21 protein-coding genes are annotated in these 18285 nt (G+C 67.3%); 10 read left to right on the top strand and 11 right to left on the bottom strand.

Annotated elements, in window-relative coordinates; genetic code table 11:
- Positions 1–19 precede the first annotated feature (19 nt).
- Positions 20–1051: a zinc-dependent alcohol dehydrogenase family protein gene (locus SBP01_RS04685; RefSeq protein WP_320537633.1), complete on the bottom strand. Its 1032-nt coding sequence runs from the start codon at positions 1049–1051 to the stop codon at positions 20–22.
- A 228-nt stretch (positions 1052–1279) separates the two neighbouring features.
- Here SBP01_RS04685 and SBP01_RS04680 point away from each other — a divergent pair, with 228 nt between their 5' ends.
- Positions 1280–2173 carry a helix-turn-helix transcriptional regulator gene (locus SBP01_RS04680; protein ID WP_320537632.1) on the top strand — a complete coding sequence of 298 codons (894 nt, stop codon included), beginning with the start codon at positions 1280–1282 and terminating at the stop codon, positions 2171–2173.
- A 57-nt stretch (positions 2174–2230) separates the two neighbouring features.
- On the opposite strand, the gene SBP01_RS04675 is transcribed toward SBP01_RS04680, so the two are convergent.
- A complete protein-coding gene (locus SBP01_RS04675; RefSeq protein WP_275215277.1) occupies positions 2231–2551 on the bottom strand; it encodes a GYD domain-containing protein in 321 nt (106 codons plus the stop codon).
- 380 nt (positions 2552–2931) lie between these two features.
- On the opposite strand from SBP01_RS04675, the gene SBP01_RS04670 reads away from it, so the two are divergent.
- Both SBP01_RS04670 and SBP01_RS04665 read left to right on the top strand, forming a co-directional pair.
- The gene (locus tag SBP01_RS04670) at positions 2932–4167 is read left to right on the top strand and encodes an MFS transporter (RefSeq protein WP_320537631.1); all 1236 of its coding nucleotides are present in this window, start codon (positions 2932–2934) and stop codon (positions 4165–4167) included.
- Positions 4168–4209: 42 nt separating this feature from the next.
- Positions 4210–5103, top strand: a complete 894-nt coding sequence (locus SBP01_RS04665; RefSeq protein ID WP_320537630.1) for an SAM-dependent methyltransferase — start codon at positions 4210–4212, stop codon at positions 5101–5103.
- A 61-nt stretch (positions 5104–5164) separates the two neighbouring features.
- Here SBP01_RS04665 and SBP01_RS04660 read toward each other — a convergent pair whose 3' ends face one another.
- A complete protein-coding gene (locus SBP01_RS04660) occupies positions 5165–5308 on the bottom strand; it encodes a hypothetical protein (RefSeq protein WP_275215280.1) in 144 nt (47 codons plus the stop codon).
- A 178-nt stretch (positions 5309–5486) separates the two neighbouring features.
- Here SBP01_RS04660 and SBP01_RS04655 point away from each other — a divergent pair, with 178 nt between their 5' ends.
- The 4 genes from SBP01_RS04655 to SBP01_RS04640 all read left to right on the top strand — a co-directional run bounded on the left by SBP01_RS04655 (position 5487) and on the right by SBP01_RS04640 (position 7957).
- Positions 5487–6083 carry a dihydrofolate reductase family protein gene (locus tag SBP01_RS04655; protein WP_320537629.1) on the top strand — a complete coding sequence of 199 codons (597 nt, stop codon included), beginning with the start codon at positions 5487–5489 and terminating at the stop codon, positions 6081–6083.
- An 85-nt stretch (positions 6084–6168) separates the two neighbouring features.
- Positions 6169–6732 (top strand): GNAT family N-acetyltransferase, encoded by a 564-nt coding sequence (locus tag SBP01_RS04650; protein ID WP_320537628.1) that lies wholly within the window; start codon positions 6169–6171, stop codon positions 6730–6732.
- A complete protein-coding gene (locus SBP01_RS04645) occupies positions 6732–7517 on the top strand; it encodes an SDR family NAD(P)-dependent oxidoreductase (RefSeq protein WP_320538284.1) in 786 nt (261 codons plus the stop codon). The genes SBP01_RS04650 and SBP01_RS04645 overlap by 1 nt, the downstream gene beginning before the upstream one ends.
- The gene (locus SBP01_RS04640; RefSeq protein WP_320537627.1) at positions 7514–7957 is read left to right on the top strand and encodes a YkvA family protein; all 444 of its coding nucleotides are present in this window, start codon (positions 7514–7516) and stop codon (positions 7955–7957) included. The genes SBP01_RS04645 and SBP01_RS04640 overlap by 4 nt, the downstream gene beginning before the upstream one ends.
- 59 nt (positions 7958–8016) lie before the next feature.
- Here SBP01_RS04640 and SBP01_RS04635 read toward each other — a convergent pair whose 3' ends face one another.
- The 6 genes from SBP01_RS04635 to SBP01_RS04610 all read right to left on the bottom strand — a co-directional run bounded on the left by SBP01_RS04635 (position 8017) and on the right by SBP01_RS04610 (position 12870).
- Complete coding sequence (locus SBP01_RS04635) at positions 8017–8775, bottom strand: SGNH/GDSL hydrolase family protein (RefSeq protein ID WP_320537626.1); 759 nt, start codon at positions 8773–8775, stop codon at positions 8017–8019.
- 100 nt (positions 8776–8875) lie between these two features.
- Complete coding sequence (locus tag SBP01_RS04630) at positions 8876–9547, bottom strand: DUF1345 domain-containing protein (protein ID WP_320537625.1); 672 nt, start codon at positions 9545–9547, stop codon at positions 8876–8878.
- A 60-nt stretch (positions 9548–9607) separates the two neighbouring features.
- Positions 9608–10690: a DUF1648 domain-containing protein gene (locus SBP01_RS04625; RefSeq protein WP_320537624.1), complete on the bottom strand. Its 1083-nt coding sequence runs from the start codon at positions 10688–10690 to the stop codon at positions 9608–9610.
- Positions 10687–11079, bottom strand: a complete 393-nt coding sequence (locus SBP01_RS04620) for a GntR family transcriptional regulator (RefSeq protein ID WP_275215287.1) — start codon at positions 11077–11079, stop codon at positions 10687–10689. Before SBP01_RS04620 ends, SBP01_RS04625 begins: the two co-directional genes overlap by 4 nt.
- Before the next feature lie 300 nt (positions 11080–11379).
- A complete protein-coding gene (locus tag SBP01_RS04615) occupies positions 11380–11718 on the bottom strand; it encodes a cupin domain-containing protein (RefSeq protein WP_275215288.1) in 339 nt (112 codons plus the stop codon).
- Positions 11719–11832: 114 nt separating this feature from the next.
- Complete coding sequence (locus SBP01_RS04610) at positions 11833–12870, bottom strand: helix-turn-helix transcriptional regulator (protein WP_320537623.1); 1038 nt, start codon at positions 12868–12870, stop codon at positions 11833–11835.
- 120 nt (positions 12871–12990) lie between these two features.
- Between SBP01_RS04610 and SBP01_RS04605 the strand changes: the two genes are divergently transcribed.
- Positions 12991–13389, top strand: coding sequence for a DUF1304 family protein (locus tag SBP01_RS04605; RefSeq protein WP_275215290.1), 399 nt, complete (start codon positions 12991–12993; stop codon positions 13387–13389).
- A 108-nt stretch (positions 13390–13497) separates the two neighbouring features.
- Here SBP01_RS04605 and fdhA read toward each other — a convergent pair whose 3' ends face one another.
- Positions 13498–14709, bottom strand: a complete 1212-nt coding sequence (gene fdhA, locus SBP01_RS04600) for a formaldehyde dehydrogenase, glutathione-independent (RefSeq protein ID WP_275215291.1) — start codon at positions 14707–14709, stop codon at positions 13498–13500.
- 277 nt (positions 14710–14986) lie between these two features.
- Between fdhA and SBP01_RS04595 the strand changes: the two genes are divergently transcribed.
- The gene (locus SBP01_RS04595) at positions 14987–15685 is read left to right on the top strand and encodes a M15 family metallopeptidase (protein ID WP_320537622.1); all 699 of its coding nucleotides are present in this window, start codon (positions 14987–14989) and stop codon (positions 15683–15685) included.
- Here the strand turns inward: SBP01_RS04595 and SBP01_RS04590 are convergent.
- Positions 15682–16629, bottom strand: a complete 948-nt coding sequence (locus tag SBP01_RS04590; protein ID WP_320537621.1) for a 2-hydroxyacid dehydrogenase — start codon at positions 16627–16629, stop codon at positions 15682–15684. The genes SBP01_RS04595 and SBP01_RS04590 overlap by 4 nt on opposite strands.
- Positions 16630–16797: 168 nt before the next feature.
- Here SBP01_RS04590 and SBP01_RS04585 point away from each other — a divergent pair, with 168 nt between their 5' ends.
- Positions 16798–18225 carry an alkaline phosphatase PhoX gene (locus tag SBP01_RS04585; RefSeq protein WP_320537620.1) on the top strand — a complete coding sequence of 476 codons (1428 nt, stop codon included), beginning with the start codon at positions 16798–16800 and terminating at the stop codon, positions 18223–18225.
- Positions 18226–18285 lie beyond the last annotated feature (60 nt).

Raw genomic sequence — 18285 nt, 5'->3', positions numbered from 1 at the left:
TCGTGTTTACGGGCTGTGGTTAGGGGCGGACGAGTACTTTGAGCGCTTCGCGCTGGGCCATGGCCCGGTAGCCGGCAGGAACGCCGTCCAGGCCGACGGTGCGGTCGAAGACCTTGCCCGGATTGATGCTGCCGTCCAGCACCAGAGGCAGCAGTTCCTCGATGTACGCGCGGGCGGGCGCAACGCCACCGGTCAGGGTGATGTTGCGCAGGAACTCGGGGAATCCGAGCGGAACGTCGGAGAACTGTGGCGCACCCACACGGCTGATGACGCCGCCGTCGCGCACCACACCAATCGCCGTCTCGATCGCTGGCTTGAGGCCCACGGCTTCGAGCACCGCGTGCGTTCCGTCGCCGTTGGTGAGTTCCCTGACCTTGGCAATGCCTGCCTCGCCGCGTTCGGCCACCACGTCGGTGGCACCGAATTCGCGGCCGAGGTCGGTGCGGGCGTCGTGGCGGCCCATGAGGATGATGCGCGAGGCGCCCATCAGCCTGGCTGAGAGGACCGCGGAGAGGCCCACCGCGCCGTCGCCGATCACAGTGACGCTCTGACCGGGTTTGATGCCTGCCTTTTTGGCCGCGTGGTAGCCGGTGCACATCACGTCGGAGAGGCTCAGCAGCGACGGGATCAGCTTCTCGTCGAACCCTGCCGGGACCACAACGAGGGTTCCCGACGCCTGCGGGACCCGCGCGAATTCGCCCTGCCCGCCATCGTTACGGCCGCCCCAGTGGGCGCCGTGGCGGCAGGAGGTCTGCAGGCCTTCCTGGCAGAAATCGCAGGTGCCGTCGGACGCGACGAACGGTGCGATGACAAAGTCACCGGCTTTCAGGCCGGTCACGTCGGAGCCGAGTTCTTCGACGACGCCGACGAATTCGTGGCCCATGCGGGAGCCTTCGGCGGACTCGGGCCTGGAGGCGTAGGGCCACAGGTCGCTGCCGCAGATGCAACCGGCGACGATCCGCACTACCGCGTCAGTCGGCTCCTGGATGGTGGGGTGGGGAACGGTCTCGACGCGCACGTCGCCGGCGCCGTACATCAGTGTTGCTCGCATTGTGATTCCTTACTAAGTGGGGCCGGTTTCCAGTCAACACCGGTCACGGACCTCGTGGGAGGGCAGGCTAGTACCCCTTTCAAACGGTGGGGATTACCGCACGGCTGTGGTGGGTGCAGGTTTTATGCATTCAATGCAACCGTGATTCCGTGGCGGCCGGGAGTCACTGCCGGACAGGGTAATGCCAGTCCCTCCCTCGTCCGGTGGACGGCGCGTAGCGTGGAGGCCATGACACACAGCGATGATGTGCGGAAGTTCCTGACCTCCCGCCGGGCCAGGATCACGCCCGAGGAGGCCGGTCTGCCCCTCTATGGCGGGAACCGCCGGGTCACCGGGCTGCGCCGTGAGGAAGTGGCCATGCTCGCCGGGATGAGCGTGGACTACTACGTCCGCCTTGAGCGCGGCAACCTCTCCGGCGCCTCGGACAGCGTGATCGAAGCACTCGCCCGGGCCCTGAAGCTTGACGACGCCGAAACGGCCCACCTTTTTGACCTTGCGAGGGCAGCGACCGCTTCCCCGCGCGTGCGGCGCAAGCGGAGCCCGCAGGCGGTGCGGCCCAGCGTGCAGCGCGTTGTTGACGCGATCACCACGGCCCCTGCCTGGGTCCGCAATGACCGCGGAGATGTGCTGGCGTCCAACGAACTGGGCCGGGCTCTTTACCTGGAGATGATGGCAGAGCAGGTCACCCCGCCCAACAGCGCGCGCTTCACCTTCCTCAACCCGAAAGCGAGGGACTTCTTCGCCGACTGGGAACGCAGCGCGGACGACATCGTGGCCGTCCTGCGCTCCACGGCCGGGAAGAACCCCTACGACAAAGACCTGACGGACCTGATTGGTGAACTGTCCACCCGCAGCGAGGAGTTCCGCACCAGGTGGGCCAGGCACGATGTGAAGTACCACCGCACCGGCCGCAAGCGGCTCCACCACCCGATCGTGGGTGACCTGGACCTGAGCTTCGAAGCCCTGGAGCTCCCCGCAGACCCCGGGCTGCGGATCAACGTGTACACGGCAGATCCCGGCACACCCTCGGAGGATGCCCTGAAAGTCCTGGCCAGCTGGGCCGCCACCCAGCGCGCCGACGAAATCCCTGTCAGGCACCCAACGGAAGCGCCGCCGTCGTAATGTCCGACGGCGGCGCTGACCAGCTGCCTTCTGCGCATGCGGCTACTGCGCCCGCGGCTACTGCCCCGGCGCCCGGTAGGAAGGCGTCTTCCTGGCAGCCTCGTCAATGTCCTCCGGTGTCATGAGCGGCTTCAGGCGGACATCCACGGTGCCGGTGGAATTGATCATCAGTGACAGGGCCGCCGCGGCCGCCTGGTCCGGCACATCAAAAACGCCAAGGACGTCGATGTCCCCGAACGCGTAGTAAAAACTCTCCAGTGATCCGCCCACCGAACTGAGCGCCTCCGCCAGCGCTTCCCGCCGTTTGGTGCCCCCTTCACGCATGAGCCCGGTAATTCCGTCGCCCACGTAATTGGCTTCAAACAGATACTTCGTCATGGTTTTTCCTGTCCCGTGGTGTCCAGGACGCGGCATCCCAGCGTGTGCCTGGCCCCCGTGAGGGAGGGTCCTGGCCGGTCCCCCGCGTGGGGCCGTGGCCATAGCCTAGGCCCGCCGCCGGGCAGTGACAACGGCTTCCGCAAAGTGCCGGGGCGGTGCGCCGGGGCGCCCGGCGCCGTCGTGGGGCACACTGACGGCGACCCGGCCTGGAACCGGCTCACTGCCCGGCGTATCCGTGTCAAAGTGCCCCGGTTCGGCTACGCGTTCAGCGTCAACTGTGGGGCCCTGGCTATACCCCTATAAGCGCAACCTTCCTCGCCGACAAGCGAACGGGTGCAATGGATGCAGGCCATTTTCCCCTGCACCAATGAGGAGTTCGCATGCGCGGGCAGACAACAACCGAGGACGGCGTTACGGCCGCCGGTACCAAGCACGTTAAGGTCCGACGGCGGCCCCGGCTCCCGCTGGCCGTCTACGTTCTGGCGCTGGGCACCCTCCTGATGCTCACCAGCGAGTTCGTGGTGGCCGGTATCCTGCCGCTGATCGCAAGTGACATGCAGGTGAGCGTCGCGCAGGCCGGATCTCTGATCACCGTCTTCGCGATCGGCATGGTGGTGGGCGCGCCGCTGATGGCGATGCTGACAATTCGCCTGTCCAAGCAGCTGACGCTGGTCCTGGCGCTCATCGTCTTCGTTGCCGGCCATGTTGTGGTGGCGCTGGGCCAGGACTTCACGCTGCTGCTGGCGGCAAGGTTTGTCAGCGCGCTTGCCACCGGCGCGTTCTGGGCAGTCTCAGCTGTGGTGGCCACCCGCGCGGCGGGGCCGTCCTCCGGCGCCCGGGCGGTAGCTGTGGTGGGTGCCGGCGGGGCCTTGGCCACCGTCCTCGGCGTGCCTCTGGGGGCCTTCGTCGCGCAGGTGGTCGGCTGGCGCGGAACCTTCTGGGCGCTGGCGGCGGCCGCCTCGCTGGCCACTGTACTCGTCGCCCGCCTTATTCCGCACGACTCCCCCGGCGCGCACCCAACGTCCCTCCGTGCTGAACTGACCGGCCTGCGCTCGGGCCGGCTGTGGCTGGCGCTGGCCGCATGTGCCACGACGTGCGGCGGCGTACTCGCCGCCTACTCCTACATCGCCCCGATCCTCATCGACCAGGCCGGAGTGACAGTTGCCCATGTCCCGCTGGTGCTCACCGGGTTCGGCATCGGTTCGGTCATCGGCACCCTCCTCGCTGGCCGTTTCGGCGATGCCCACCCGGGCCCGATCACCATCGTCACCCCCGCCGTGACCACCGTCCTCCTGCTCGCCATCAGCCTGGTGTCCGGTTCGCCCTGGTTGACCAGCGCCCTGGTGGTCCTGCTGGGCCTGTTCGGTCTCAGCGCCAACAGCGTGCTGATCCACCTCGCGGTGCGCTTCGCCGGGAAGGCCGCCACCCTCGGTTCAGCCCTCAGCGTCTCCGCGTTCAACGCCGGCACCGCCGTGGGGACCGCCTTTGCCGGCGCTGCCTTGGTGTCCCCGCTCGGGACCAGGGGCCCGGGGCTGGTGGGCACCATCATTGCCGCGTTGACCCTGATTCCCGCCGCTGCACTCGCCTTAGCTCGCCGCCGCCGGGCGGCGCAGTAGGCTCCGCAGTGAGAAGAAGTACGACGGCGGGAGGAACCACGTGTGAGTGACCTTGAGGACCAGGGGCTGCCGCTAACGGCCCTTGCCGTAGCCGCAGGCAGGGCGGTGGAAACCTCCCGGCCCGGCGGGCTCGTGGCGGACCCGTTTGCGCTGGCGCTGGTGGACGCCGCCCGCTCCCATGTGGACTTTCCCACCTCCTGGCCGGCCCATCCCGAAGCCGCTTCCCCGCCGCAGCAGCCGCTCCTGCTCGCCTCCATCTACATCGCCGTCAGGACACGGTTCATCGACGATTTCCTGCAGGCCGCATCACCGAGCCGGCAGACAGTGCTGCTGGGCGCCGGGCTGGATACCCGCGCCTACAGGTTGCTCTGGCCGGCCGGCTCACGGGTCTTTGAGATTGATCACGCCAACGTCCTGGAGTTCAAAGCCGGCGTACTGGGCCGGCTTGCCGTCCGGCCGGCGCCCGAGCTGGTCACCGTGGCCACCGACCTCGCCCTCCCCTGGCGCGAGCCGCTTGTTGCGGCCGGTTTTGACCCCTTGCAGCCCACCACCTGGGTCCTGGAGGGCCTGCTTCCCTACCTCGACGCCGCCGCTCAACTGTCGGTGCTGAAGGAAGTTGCAGCGTTGTCCGCACCGGGCTCCCGGGCCGTGATCGAGCGGGCCGTGCCGCTGCCTAAGACCGACGATGTAGAAGCCAAGCTGCGGGAGTTCAGCCTGCAGACCGGCCTGTCCATGACTGAACTGCTGGCGCGGGCCGACCCGCCCGATCCGCTGGAACTGCTCACGGCGGCCGGCTGGCGGTGCACCGGCCACACGGTCCAGGAGCTGTGCGCCACTTACAACCGCACGCTGTCCCTTGCCGTACCCACTCAATCCCCACCGCCCCAGGCGCCATCCGGCCAGTCCCGTGGCGGCTTCGTCACGGCCGTCCGCTGAGCCGAGCGCGGGCACCCGCCCGGGCGCCGCCGTCGTACGTCTCCGTCCGCGGAGCACGGCGTCACGAGACGCGGCGGAATTCCCCTGACGGAAGCTGGACGTGGATTGGCAGGACCAGCTGGATATGGGTGGCGCCGATCGGCTCCTCAAGCAGCTCGTTGATGGAGGTCTGCCCCTCCAGCTCAGTCGTCTGTTTCGTACCCACCCATCGACAATAGGTGAACCGCAGCCGCCGCGATTCCCATGACACGGCATCCCCGAGGAAGACTGTTAGCCGGCTGGCACGGGACGCTCCTTCGCCAACCGGCATTGCCCCCAAGGACTGACATGCGTCCGAGTCTATGTCCTCCCCTCCACACCGGTGCCGTGGCAGGATGGGGCGCATGAGCCGAGTCACGTGCGATCTGACCATCTCCCTCGACGGCTACCTCGCCGGTCCGCACCAAACCATGACCAACCCCCTGGGTGAAGGCGGAGAGCGCCTGCACCGGTGGATGTTCGAAGAACCGGAGGCCCACGCAGCCGAGCTCGAAGGCATCCTCGCAGCCGGCGCCTTCATCATGGGACGGAACATGTACGCCGGGCCCGGCCCCGGACCGTGGGAGGCGGACTGGCAGGGATGGTGGGGCGAGGAGCCGCCGTATCACGCTCCCGTATTCGTCCTCACCCATCACCAGCGCGAGCCCCTGGAAATGCAGGGCGGCACCACGTTCAACTTTGTGACCGAGGGGATCGAAACTGCGCTGGACCGTGCGCGCGAGGCGGCCGGCGGCAAGGACGTGGCCATCGCCGGCGGAGCGCAGACCGTACAGCAGTTCCTGTCGGCGGGGCTGATCGATGAGCTGCGCCTCCACATCGCACCCATCCTCTTGGGCGCGGGCGAACGGCCGCTCGACGGCGTCGGGAACCTGACGCTGGAGCCGACCGAAGTGCGCGGCACCCGTCTCGTGACGCACGTGCACTACCGGGTGATGCACTGAGAACGCTCGGAGGAGTGCCGACGACGACGGCGACACTGCCGTCGTCGTCCTCTGCGCGGCGCCGCCCCTGGACTACGATCTTGTGATGCCTCTCCTCATCGCTCCCGATGCCAGCTACCACTCCTCCTGGCTGGAGGCGGCCGCAGAATTTGACGGTGCCCGCCGCGATGGCGGCGGTGCCGAGGACTGGGCTTTGGCGGATCTTGCGGAGGCCGAATCGTTCCGGGGATTTGTCGACTCGCTCCGCAACGCTGCCCTCCCGGAAGCGCCCCGGAAGCCGGAACACGTGCCCTGCACGTTCCTGTGGGTCGTGGACGGCAGGACATTCTTGGGGTCGCTGGCCATCCGGCACGAGCTGAACGACTTCCTCCTCAACGAAGGCGGCCACATCGGCTACAGCATCAGGCCCTCCGCCAGGCGGCGTGGCCACGCCGCCGAAGCGCTGGCCGCCGCCCTGCCCATCGCCCGGAAACTGGGCATCACCAGGGCACTTCTCACCTGCGACGAAACAAACGCCGGTTCCCGGGCGACGATCGAAAGGAACGGCGGCGTCTACGAGGACACCCGGAACGGCAAACGCCGCTACTGGCTTGAATGCGGCACACTGACCCAGGCCACGCAGGCCGCACGGCACAGAACGGAGGAATGATGGCCCGCATTTTCATCACCGGCTCCACCGACGGCCTGGGGCTCGCTTCGGCGCAGTCGCTCCTCGACGACGGGCACGAAGTCATCGTGCACGCGCGCACCACCGGTCGGCTCGGCGCGGTGCAGGAGCTGATCGACCGCGGCGCGCTGGGCGTGGTGGGCGATCTGTCGGACACGGCGCAAACCCGCGACCTTGCGGCCCAGGTGAACCGAAGCGGGCCCGTGGACGCCGTCATCCACAATGCCGGCGTTCTGGGCGGACCCCACATTTTCCAGGTCAACGTGGTGGCCCCGTACCTATTGACGGCCCTTATTCATCGGCCGCACCGCCTGATTTACCTGAGCAGCGGCATGCACCGCGGGGGCCGCTTCCGCCTCGCCGGCCCGGACGGCCCCGGGGGCGGGGACGGGTCCCGGGGCGGAGGCGGGTCCCGGGGCGGAGACGGGTCCGGGGCTCCCTCACGGGTGTCCTACTCGGACAGCAAGCTCTATGTCACCGCGCTCGCCGCTGCCGTCGCCCGGCTGTGGCCTGATGTCCTGAGCAACGCTGTGGATCCCGGCTGGGTGCCCACGAAGATGGGCGGCCCCGGCGCGCCCGACGATCTTCGGCTCGGGCACCTCACCCAGGAATGGCTCGCCGCCAGCAATGACCCCGGGGCCCTCACCAGCGGCGGCTACTGGCACCATCAGCACCGGCAGGAACCGAACGCCGCCGTCCTCGACCCGCACCTGCAGGACGAGCTCCTGGATTATCTGGCGCGGTTGACGGGAGAGCGGCTGACGTGAGTTCGCAGTGGTGGGAAATTGCCGCAGGTGTCCTGGCCGGGCTGGTTGCGGTCTACGCCATCCTGCTCCTGGCCCTGTGGGCGTACGCCCGGCGTCACCCGGAAACTGTGGGGATGAGGGACGCCTTGCGGCTGCTGCCGGACGTGCTGCGCGTGCTCAGGCGGCTGGCGGCCGACAAGTCCGTAGCGCGCGGGGTACGTATCAAGCTGTTCCTCCTGCTGGGCTACCTGGCGTTCCCGATCGACCTGGTGCCCGACTTCCTGCCGCTGATCGGCTACGCCGATGACGTGATCATCATGGCACTGGTTCTCCGCTCCGTGATCCGCTCCGCGGGCCCGGACGCCTTGCGGCGGCATTGGCCGGGCACCCCTGCGGGCCTGGCCGTCGTCGAACGCCTCGCGGGCCTTCCGGCGCCACGCCCCGGTAACCCCGGAGCGTAACCGGGAAGCGGGTGACGCATCAGCATTTGGATGGGCAGGCGCCGCACGGTGCGGGCGGTTCAGCCCTGCACCGCGGCGGACAGGATGCGCTTCATTTTGTCCCGCAGGAACTTCTGCCCTTGGGCGCTCGGGTGCTCACCGTCCGGGCCCAGGAGGACGTCGGCGCGGCCGCTGAGCCACTGCTCGGCGATGGGATCGATGAACTTCACGCCCATGTCCTGGGCAACCGCGGCCTGGGTGTCGCGGACGTCGGCCAACACCGGGTCCGGTTCCTCGCTGCCCGAAAGTGGCCCGACCGCCACGAGAACGGCGTTGGGGGCCAGCGACGAGGCGGCCGCAAATGTTGAGGCTGCAGCATCCCGCAGTTCCCCCGGGTCCGCCCCTGTGTCATTGTCGGACCCGAAAAAAACGACGACGTCAGCGTCCGGGCTGACGGCTGACTCCACTTCCATGGTGAAGGTGTCCCCGTCCTCGCCGGGAGCCAGGTAACCGCTGCCGTTCTCGGCAGCATTTGTTACCTGCACCGGGCGCTTGTTGGAAAGGTGCGCTGATTGTAGGAGCTTTGGCCACGCCAGCTTCGGTGAGGTTCCCAGCCCGGTGCTCAGCGAATCTCCGATCACCACCACCCTGACCGTGGGACCGCTCTTGCTGTCTGCTACGGGCGCCTGCCTGGTCGCGGCCGGTCGGCTCGAAGGGGGCTGAGCGGGCGTTGGCTGCGCCTCGGTGCCGGCCGGAGTGCACGCAGCAGTGGCAAGAAGGAGCATCGCGGCAGCGGATGCCTTCGCGACAGCAAGGATCCGCGGTGACGACCCGTTCATCCACTCCTCCAACATCCCGGCGGCCAGGAACAAAAGAAGGCAATCCGTGTCTGGCTATCTTAACTCGCACTCCCGGGGATCATCGCCACAAAGGCTCATGTTAGTTGATCAAACCGGCGACAAGGTTGATGGTGGTGGCCAGGACAATGGTCCCCAACAGGTAGGACAGCAGCGCCTGGCGCAGCACGGTGGTGCGAATCGCCTCCGTCTTCAGATCGGTGTCCGACACCTGGAAGGTCATGCCGACCGTGAAGGCCAGGTACGCGAAGTCCAGATAGCGCGGGGGTTTGCCTTCGTTGAAGTCCACACCTGCCCCGTGCTGGTAATAAATGGAGGCATAGCGAAGAGCAAAAAGCGTGTGGACCAGGAACCAGGACAGCGCCACACTCCCCAGGGCCATCGAGATGATGGCTGCCTTCGTGCCGCCCTGGGCGTTGGAAGCGTCCAGCAGAATCAGGGCCACCCCGGCGAAGCTGGCCACGGTGGCGATCAGGACCAGCGCATCGGAGACGCCGCGGCCCGGATCTTCGCGCCGCGCGTGGGCAGCCGTGGCCTCCGCCTCCAGCGGCCCGACGACGGCCCAGACCCAAATGAGATAAGTCAGCGACGCCGCCGCCCAGCCCATCGCCGGCGCGTACGCCCAGGACTTCAGCGCTCCCACTGCCAGAGCCGTGCCTATGCCCACAATCACCATGACCAGGAAACGGAGGCGCGAACGATGGACCAGCGAGTTGAATCCTTGATCCGGACCGGCTGCGTCAGATGCATTCATAGGTCGATCATCCCATCCAGGGCGCCGCAGCCACGGGGGCCGCGCGGGCACTCTGACACCTCACCCGCCCAAGCGGAAAATGACCACCAGGGCGATCAGCGCTACCACGCCGGCGATCAGCATGGCCGCCCCGGGGTTGCCCCAGTTCAGGGTCCACCCCAGACCGAACCGGCGCGGGACAACCAGTGCATGGTCCTCACGGTTGATGTAGAACAGGCCGCCGCGCCAATATTTGTCATCGTCACGGTGCGTCAGGCCGGTGTCCTCCCCGTTAGCTCCCCGCTCCCGGTTGTTCCTGGCCAGGACCACCACAGTAATTACGACGGCGGCCAGGACCGGGAGCGCGACCACCAGTGGCGCCCACCGCGTGACGGTTCCCGTCCACATCAGCAGTGAGGATCCGAGCATGCCCAGATCGATCATGGCCACCAACCCGAGCAGGGCCTTGGCGCCCACGGAGATGTAGTGCCTGGACCACCGCGCAGAGCCCGCCGGGTGGGCCGGATCCAGGTCGGGCCTGCTGCGGATAATTGCCGCCGCCATCCCCGCCAGGAGCGCCGTCAGGCCAACTTGCACGAACACCAGTGAGAAGGCCGCACCGATGGACTTGGCGACCTCCCTGTCCGGCAGGCCTTTCGTGCCATAGTGCACGGCGAGGACGTGCGGCATGGACGGGTACAGGAGCACCCCGGTCACGGCCGTGGCCGCGGTGATGATGACCGCTGGTGCCAGCCAGAGCCAAGGAAACCGCGGCGGATCGGTCCGCAGGCCGGTGTCCACCGAAATGCCCTGGTGCAGGCCCTCGAACCAGGCACCGGCGGCCTTCGCGGCCCGGATCTCCTGATGGGCCAGGTAGAAGCAGCCGTACCAGAGACCAACCAGAACCAGCACCGACAGCGGCAGCAGCAACGTTGCACCGGTCGCCACAAACAAGCCCACACCCCCCGAGGCGGCCACGAGCCCGCAAACGAGCACTCTCCACCTGTAGATGCGGACCTGCCGGACCACGGCCGGGTCCTCGGCACGCTGGGCCGGCACCCGCACCCCGAAGGGCACCGTTGGACTGGTGACGGAGGGCAGGACCAGACCTAGCAGGAGCACCAGCCCCAACAGCACAAAGCTCAGAACTGCGGCAGCGATCATGGCGTATCCTCCCGTTGCTTGGCACCAAAGGAATCGAGCATGGAACTGCAGGTCCTCAGGACCTCGTCGGGCGGGATTCCCCTGGCAACAGCCTCGGCCAGCAGAGTCCGGACCTTCGCAGCCCAGTCGGAGGGGACCATCGGATCCGTGACCGCGGCGGTCACCACCGCACCTGATTTGCGGTTGAGCCGGATCAAACCCTGCTGCCGCAGAAGGTCATAGGCCTTGTTCACGGTGTGAAAGTTGATCCCGAAGTCGGCTGCGAGGGTCCTCGTGGCCGGCAAGGAACTGCCCGCTGTCAGCACGCCCTCGGCGATCGCCTCGACAATCTGGTCCCGGAGCTGCTGGTAGATCGGCACCTCACTGGCCAGGTCAATGCTGAGGATCATGGCCTCTCCCTCACCTCTGTTATAGCAGTTATAGAACAAAGGTTGGCTGGGTGCAATGCCTCCGGCAGGGCATCTTTGGTCCGCCGCTCTCCCCGCCCGGAAGCGAGTACCGGGTATACGGGATAACGCCCGGCTCGGGGAAGTCGAGTAGCAACGTTTGATCCAGCCACGGGAGGTGGGGCGTCTACCTCACGGGCTATGAGGGTACACCGGTGGTGGGAACGGACGGGCCTGCAACGGGTTCGTGCCCGGCAAGCCCGAGCGGCTTCGTCTACGACGGAAATGCCCGCTGGGCCGGTATCAGGGACGGTCCGTCTTGACCACGGTGAACAGCACCGCCGAGTCCTCGTCCGCTTCCAGGCTGTGCAGCCCGTCCGGCACGATCAGCAGGTCACCGGCTTTGCCCTGCCACGACTCGCCGCCAGCCCGCAGCGTGACCGATCCTTTGACCACGTAAACCGTGGCCTCGCCGGGGTTCTGGTGTTCGCTGAGCTGCGTGCCGCCGCGAAACGCCATCACCGTCTGCCGGAGCCGCTTTTCGTGCCCGCCAAAGGCCGTATCCGCGGCGCGTCCGCTCGGGGCCGCCACGGCGGCCGCGATCTGTTGGCGGGCCAGGGCATCAATCGATATCTTCTGCATGAGGACACCGTACCCACAATGCACCCGCCACGTCGCGGGTGCATTGAATCGGACGCTCCCCTTCAGCCCCGGCCGGGAAAACCTCGTTGGGCCCGCGCGGCCTTGGGCCCGTCCTCACACCACCAGCTTGGCCACCAATTCCCCGCGGCTGCCGACGCCCACTTTCGCGTACACGGATTTAAGGTGGTCATGGACCGTGTGCGGCGAGATGTACAGCCGCGCGGCGATGTCCGCAGTCGGCTTTCCGGACAGCACCTCAACGCAGACCTCCTGCTCCCGCGGGGTGACACCGTATGCCGCCAGGAGCAGGCTGGCCACGTCGTGGGTGGTGGCCGGTTCAACGGTGACCACCATCTGTTCCGGGTCATCTCCGGTGATGAGGCGGCTCGCCTGCAGCACCACCCAGTTGTTCCGGGCATCGCGCATTCTTGCCCTGGCCGTGCCCGAGCTCGAAGCATGGGCCTGTGCCACCGCTGAATGCAGGGTCATGGTGAAACGGCCCGGGGCGGAGTCCTCCACCTCGGCCAACCAGGCGACGGCGGCCGCCGTGGCTGCCCGGAGTTCGCCCCGCGGCCCGGCGACCACGATCACCGGTCCGCCCACTGTTGGCCGCCCGGCATGGGCCGTCCGCACCGCGATCCGGCTGGCCGCCGCGAGCGTCGCCGCCACGGCAGCCAAGAATTCCACCTCACGGTCCGAAAAATCCCGTCCCGGTTCCCGGAAAATGCTTCCCACTCCCCAGCAGGCCTCGTCCACCCGGAACACCGCGCGCAGTTCATGTTCCAGGCCGAGCGGTTTCAGGATGTCGTTTATCCGGACACTGCGCATCACGTCGCGGTGGGGTGCATCGGAAATCCTCGCGACCGGCCGCGGACGCCGGGACAGTTCCGCGAACCGGTTGGGTTCCTGGCCTGCGTACTCCGTCTCGGCGAACCGGGCCGCGTATTCCTCCGTCACGCCCCAATCACGCCAGTTCACCACGGACGTCATCACCAGGGAGCCGGGGTCGACGCCGGCCCAGCACCCCTGCTCGAACGGAACCTGCTGCTGCACCAGGCCGAGCGCCGCGGCATAAAGTTCGCCCAGGCCTGTCCCGGCTGCGGCCAGGGCGGCGATCTCACGCCGGGCGCGCTCAGCGCGTTCCTCCCACATATGTCCAGTATCCGCGCGGCGGGCGGCGCCGCAATCCCCCAAACCGGGGGTTCCTCAAGCACCCCGGAGCCCTCTGCCAGGGGATGGAGGCGGCTGCCGCCGTCGTCGTACTCTTCCTCCATGAACGCCGTATCCCAGGTTTTCGCGGTCCTTGCCGCGGTGATCTATATCCTTGTGTTCCCGCTCGAGAGTTTTCTGATGCACCGGCCGGGAGCGCAGAAGTTCCTGAGCACCCCGCCGCAAAACGTTCCGGCCGTGATGATGTGGGCCATTCCCACCGGGTTCCGCAACCTGGCGATCGGACTGGGAGTGCTGGCCGGGGTGGTGGCCGTGAACATGGGCTATCTGGTGGTGGGCTACACCCTGGTGATCTACTGCTGCGTGAACATGGTGCTGACCGCTCCGGCCATGTTCCTGGCGGATATGCTGGGCCACTACCCCAGGAAGGGTGACAGCATTCCGGGCACCCTGGGCGCTACCGTCCCGGCCCTGATAGCTCTGGTGACGTTGCCGTTTTGACCTGAACCACCGGCCATTTCCCGGCCAAGACCAGCAGGCCGCGGGCACCTTCGGCAAGGGAAGGTGCCCACGGCTGCCTTTATGATCGGACGCAGCGGCCCATCGGGCTTAGCTGAGGTAGCCGTTCGGGTTCAGGACGTACTTCGTGGCTGCCCCGGCGTCGAATTCGGCGTAGCCCTTGGGTGCGTCTTCAAGGCTGATCGCCTTCGCATTGACGTTCTTGGCGATGTTCACCTTGTCGTTCAGGATGGCCATCATCAACTGCCGGTTGTACTTCATCACCGGGCACTGGCCGGTCGTGAAGCTGAGCGACTTCGCCCAGCCGGTACCGAGGCTCAGGCTCAGGGAACCCTTCTTGGCAGCCTCGTCGATTCCGCCCGGATCACCGGTGACGTACAGTCCCGGAATGCCCAGGGCCCCGCCGGCCGCGGTGAGTTCCATCAGCGAGTTCAGCACCGTGGCGGGCGCCTCCTTGGCGTCATGGCCGTGACCGCGCGCTTCGAAGCCCACGGCGTCCACACCGCAGTCCACCTCAGGCACACCCAGGATCTGTTCGATCTGCTCCGCCGGGCCGCCCTTGGTGAGGTCCACCGTTTCGCAGCCGAAGCTGCGCGCCCTCGCGAGCCGCTCCTCGTTGAGGTCCCCCACAATGACGACGGCGGCACCGAGCAGGTGCGCGCTGGTCGCCGCTGCGAGGCCAACAGGACCTGCGCCGGCAATGTAAACCGTGGACCCGACGCCCACCCCTGCGCTCACCGCGCCGTGGAAGCCCGTGGGGAAAATGTCCGACAGCATGGCCAGGTCCAGGATTTTCTCCATGGCCCGGTCCTTGTCCGGGAACTTCAGCAGGTTCCAGTCGGCGTAGGGCACCAGCACGTAGTTGGCCTGGCCGCCTACCCAGCCGCCCATGTCAACGTAGCCGTAGGCGCTGCCCGGGCGGTCCGGGTTCACGTTCAGGCAAATGCCGGTCTTGCGTTCCTTGCAGTTCCGGCACCGGCCGCAGGCGATGTTGAACGGGACCGAACAGAGGTCACCGACTTTGATGAATTCGACGTCGCGGCCCACCTCCACGACCTCGCCCGTGATCTCATGCCCCAGCACCAGGTTGGCCGGCGCCGTGGTGCGGCCGCGGACCATGTGCTGGTCCGATCCGCAGATGTTGGTGGCCACGGTCTTCAGGATGACTCCGTGGTTGACGCTCCGCCCCACGTTCGCCGGGTTGACGCCCGGACCGTCTTTCAGCTCGAAAGTCGGATAGTCAATGTCGATCAGCTCGACCTTGCCGGGTTCCTTGTAGGCAACGGCTTTGTTCCCTGTCATCATGCTCTCCTCTTGTCAGCGCAGCTGCCCCGGTAGGGGCGCGGCGGATCATAAAGTGTTGCGATGGACCTCCAGGTGCAGGGGCTGCCCGTGGCTTGAGCAGCTGGATGTCATCCTGCGGTCGAAGGTCTGGCCAGTGTAGGCATGCCTCACCGGAAAGGGCCATAGCCTGCACCCCCTTTCTGCTCCCCTCTCACTGCGCCGGATTCCACTCGACTCCGGCCGCGGCAGACAGGTAAAGTTCCCGCATCCGTTCGGAGAACTCTTGGAGGCGGCTGTGCTCAAAAAAATCAGCAAGATGACCGTGGCCGTGGCGGGACTGCTGCTCTCGCTCGGCATGATCGCACCATCGGCGCAGGCATTGGCGACAACAGGCTACGACACCGATTCCGCCGGCAGCCTGCAAGTGGTGGTCAACAAGCACCGGCAGTTGGACCCCGTGACATATGTGCCGTCGAAGCTGGTCAGGGTCCAGGGAGAGCGGCTCCGGGCGGAGGCGGCGGACGCGTACAAGCAGTTCGCCCAGGCCGGGAAGTCCCAGGGCATCAATGTTGTGCCGGTCAGCGGCTACCGTTCCTACAGCCAGCAGGCCAGCCTCTACGACAGCTATGTGGCCCAGTACGGACAGGCCACCGCAGACACCATCTCGGCCAGGCCCGGCTACAGCGAACATCAGACCGGCCTGGCGATGGACATCGGCAACGCCAGCGGGGCCTGTGCCCTGCAGGCCTGCTTCGAAAGCACCCCCGCAGGCAAGTTCGCGGCCACGGACGCCTGGCGGTTCGGGTTCATCATCCGGTACCCGGCCGGGTACGAAGGCACCACCGGCTACACGTACGAGCCCTGGCACCTGCGGTATGTGGGCAAGACCATCGCATCCGAGATGCACGCGCAGGGAGGCGCGCCGACCCTTGAGGACTACTTCAAGCTGGAACCGGCCCCGGATTACCTGACCGCCGCGGCGCTCGCGGGCTAGCGGCCGTCGCCGCCGCCCAGCACCACGTTCACCGGTTCCTCACCGGCCTGCAGCAACCCGATCTGCTTGCGGATCAGCCGGGCCATCCGGGACAGCATGGCTGTGCTCGCGCCGCCGACGTGCGGAGTGATCAGCACACCGGGAACGGTCCACAACGGATGGTCCTGCGGCAACGGTTCGGGGTCCGTTACATCCAGGGCCGCCCGCAGCCGCCCGGTGGAAGTCTCGCGGAGCAGGGCGTCGGTGTCGGCCACCGGGCCCCGCGCCACGTTCACCAGCAGCGCCCCGTCCGGCATCGCGGCAAGGAATTCGCCGTTAACCAGGTGACGGGTCTGCTCGCCCAAGGGAACACTGACCACCACGATGTCGTGCAGCGGCAGCTGCTCTTGCAGGGACTCAATCCCGTAGATCCGGCCCGTGGCATCGTCCCGGGCCCGGCTCGCAAGCCGGGTCACCTCAGTTTCGAACGGCAGCAGCCGGGCCTCAATGGCCTTCCCCACTCCTCCATAGCCCACCAGGAGCACGCGCCGGTCCGCGAGGCTGGGGCGCATCCCGTTGTCCCAGATGCCCGTTGCCTGGTTCCGCGCAAAGTCCGGCAAGCCCCGCTGGCTGGCGATCATCATGCCCACCGCAAGTTCCGCCGTCGAGGTCTCATGCACTCCCGCAGCATTGGCAAAACGGCACCCCGCGGGCAGGACATTCGCAACGCCGTCGTACCCGATCGACTGGCTCTGCACCAGCCCCACCTCGACGGCGGCGAGCGCAGCGAGTGCGTCCGGCTTCCCCATGTACGGCGGCACCACCAGATCGAACTGGTCCGCCGGAGCGTCACCGGTAAAGTCCCACAGGAAGAGTTCCACGCCGGCGGGCGGCCCCACCGCGTCCGCCAGCTCCTGGCTGGGCAGGCTCACCCGCAGATTCCGTATTGCTGCCAACCCAGACATACGGCTCCTTCTCTCGACTCCCCTGACAGTTAACCAGCTTTGCCTATCCGTGAGTGACGCCGGCGCCAAACAGGATGGTCTCCCCTTCATTCTCCTGTTTCCCTCTGTTCACACGCGGGGGGCAGTCTAGGCGTGGTCCCCACGCCCCTTCACCCCCAGGAGAACCTCATGCCTAGTCCCGTGTCCCGCCGCAGCTTCCTCGGCGCTGGTGCAAGCGCCACCGCCCTGGGCTTCGCCTTCGCCGGCGCCGGCAGCCTCGCCCCCTTCGCCCGCCCCGCCAACGCGGCCACCCGCAACGCCTTCGGCTACGGGGCGCTGATTTCGGACCCTCAGGGAATCCTCGCGCTGCCCGAAGGATTCTCCTACAAGCTGCTGGCCCGCTCCGGACAGACTCCCACCGCCGAAGGGGCCCACCCCTCCGATCCAGACGGCATCGGCGTCTTCGACGGTTCCAACGGCGGCTCGCTGCTGATCGTCAACCATGAAAACAGCGGCTCCGAACCCTTCCCCGTCCCCGTCGTCGAGGGCATCACCTACGACCCCGGCGCCAAGGGCGGCACTTCCACCATCCTTGTGGACGCCGACGGCAACCGGGTGAGCCAGTACACCTCCGTGGCCGGCACCAACAACAACTGCGCCGGCGGCATCTCACCCTGGGGCACCTGGCTGACCTGCGAGGAGACCGAGGCGCGCGCCGGGTCCGGCACCAACACCAAGGACCACGGCTACGTCTTTGAGGTGGATCCCGCCAGCCGCGAGGCCAACGTCGGCTTTTCCGCCATCCCCCTGAAGTTCCTGGGCCGCTACTCCCACGAGGCAGTCGCCGTGGACCCCGCCACCACCCAGATCTACCTCACCGAGGACGCCGGCAACCCCAACGGCCTGTACCTGCGGTGGACCCCGCCAGCGGGCTTCACCCCCGGCAAGGGCAAGTTCGTGGCCCTGGCACAGTCCGCGGGCGGCGACGTCGCCGGCCGGCTGCAGGCCATGAAGGCCTTCCGCGGGTCCACCCACATCAAGGACCTTTCCGAGGCCACCACTGTGGGCACCCGCTACAAAGTCGAGTGGGTGGATGTCCCGGACCGTGATGCCCGCACCACGTCAGTCCGCAAGCAGTTCACGAACGATGAGATCACCCGCTCCCGCAAGCTTGAGGGCCAGTGGTGGGGCGACGGCGGAGCGTACTTCGTCTCCAGCTTCGCCCGCACCTCCGACGGTTCCGTCAACGAGCACGACGGCCAGGTCTGGCACTACGACCCCGCCACCGAGAGCATCACCCTGAGCACCATCTTCGGCGTCAACCCGAACCCGGATCAGGACGGCGCCTTCGACGGCCCCGACAACATCACCGTGGCACCCCAGGGCGGGCTGATCCTGGCTGAGGACGGCAACGGGGTCTCGCACCTGGTGGGCGTGACCGACCAAGGCATGTCCTATCCCCTGGCCAGGAACGAGTACAACGACTCGGAATTCTGCGGCCCGGCGTTCAGCAAGGACGGCAAGTGGCTCTTCGCCAACATCCAGTCCCCGGGCTTCACCCTGGCCATCACGGGGCCATGGACCCGCCCGTCCAACGCCTCCACGACGGCCGGCTAAACAGGCCGTAAGTTGGGGTCTGGCACTCACTTGTCAGACCCCAACTACACGAGCAGGGCG

This window comes from Pseudarthrobacter sp. IC2-21 (assembly GCF_034048115.1).
Classification (GTDB): domain Bacteria; phylum Actinomycetota; class Actinomycetes; order Actinomycetales; family Micrococcaceae; genus Arthrobacter; species Arthrobacter naphthalenicus.
Note: the sequence above shows the minus strand (reverse complement) of the source record. Positions and strands in the feature narration are given on the sequence as shown.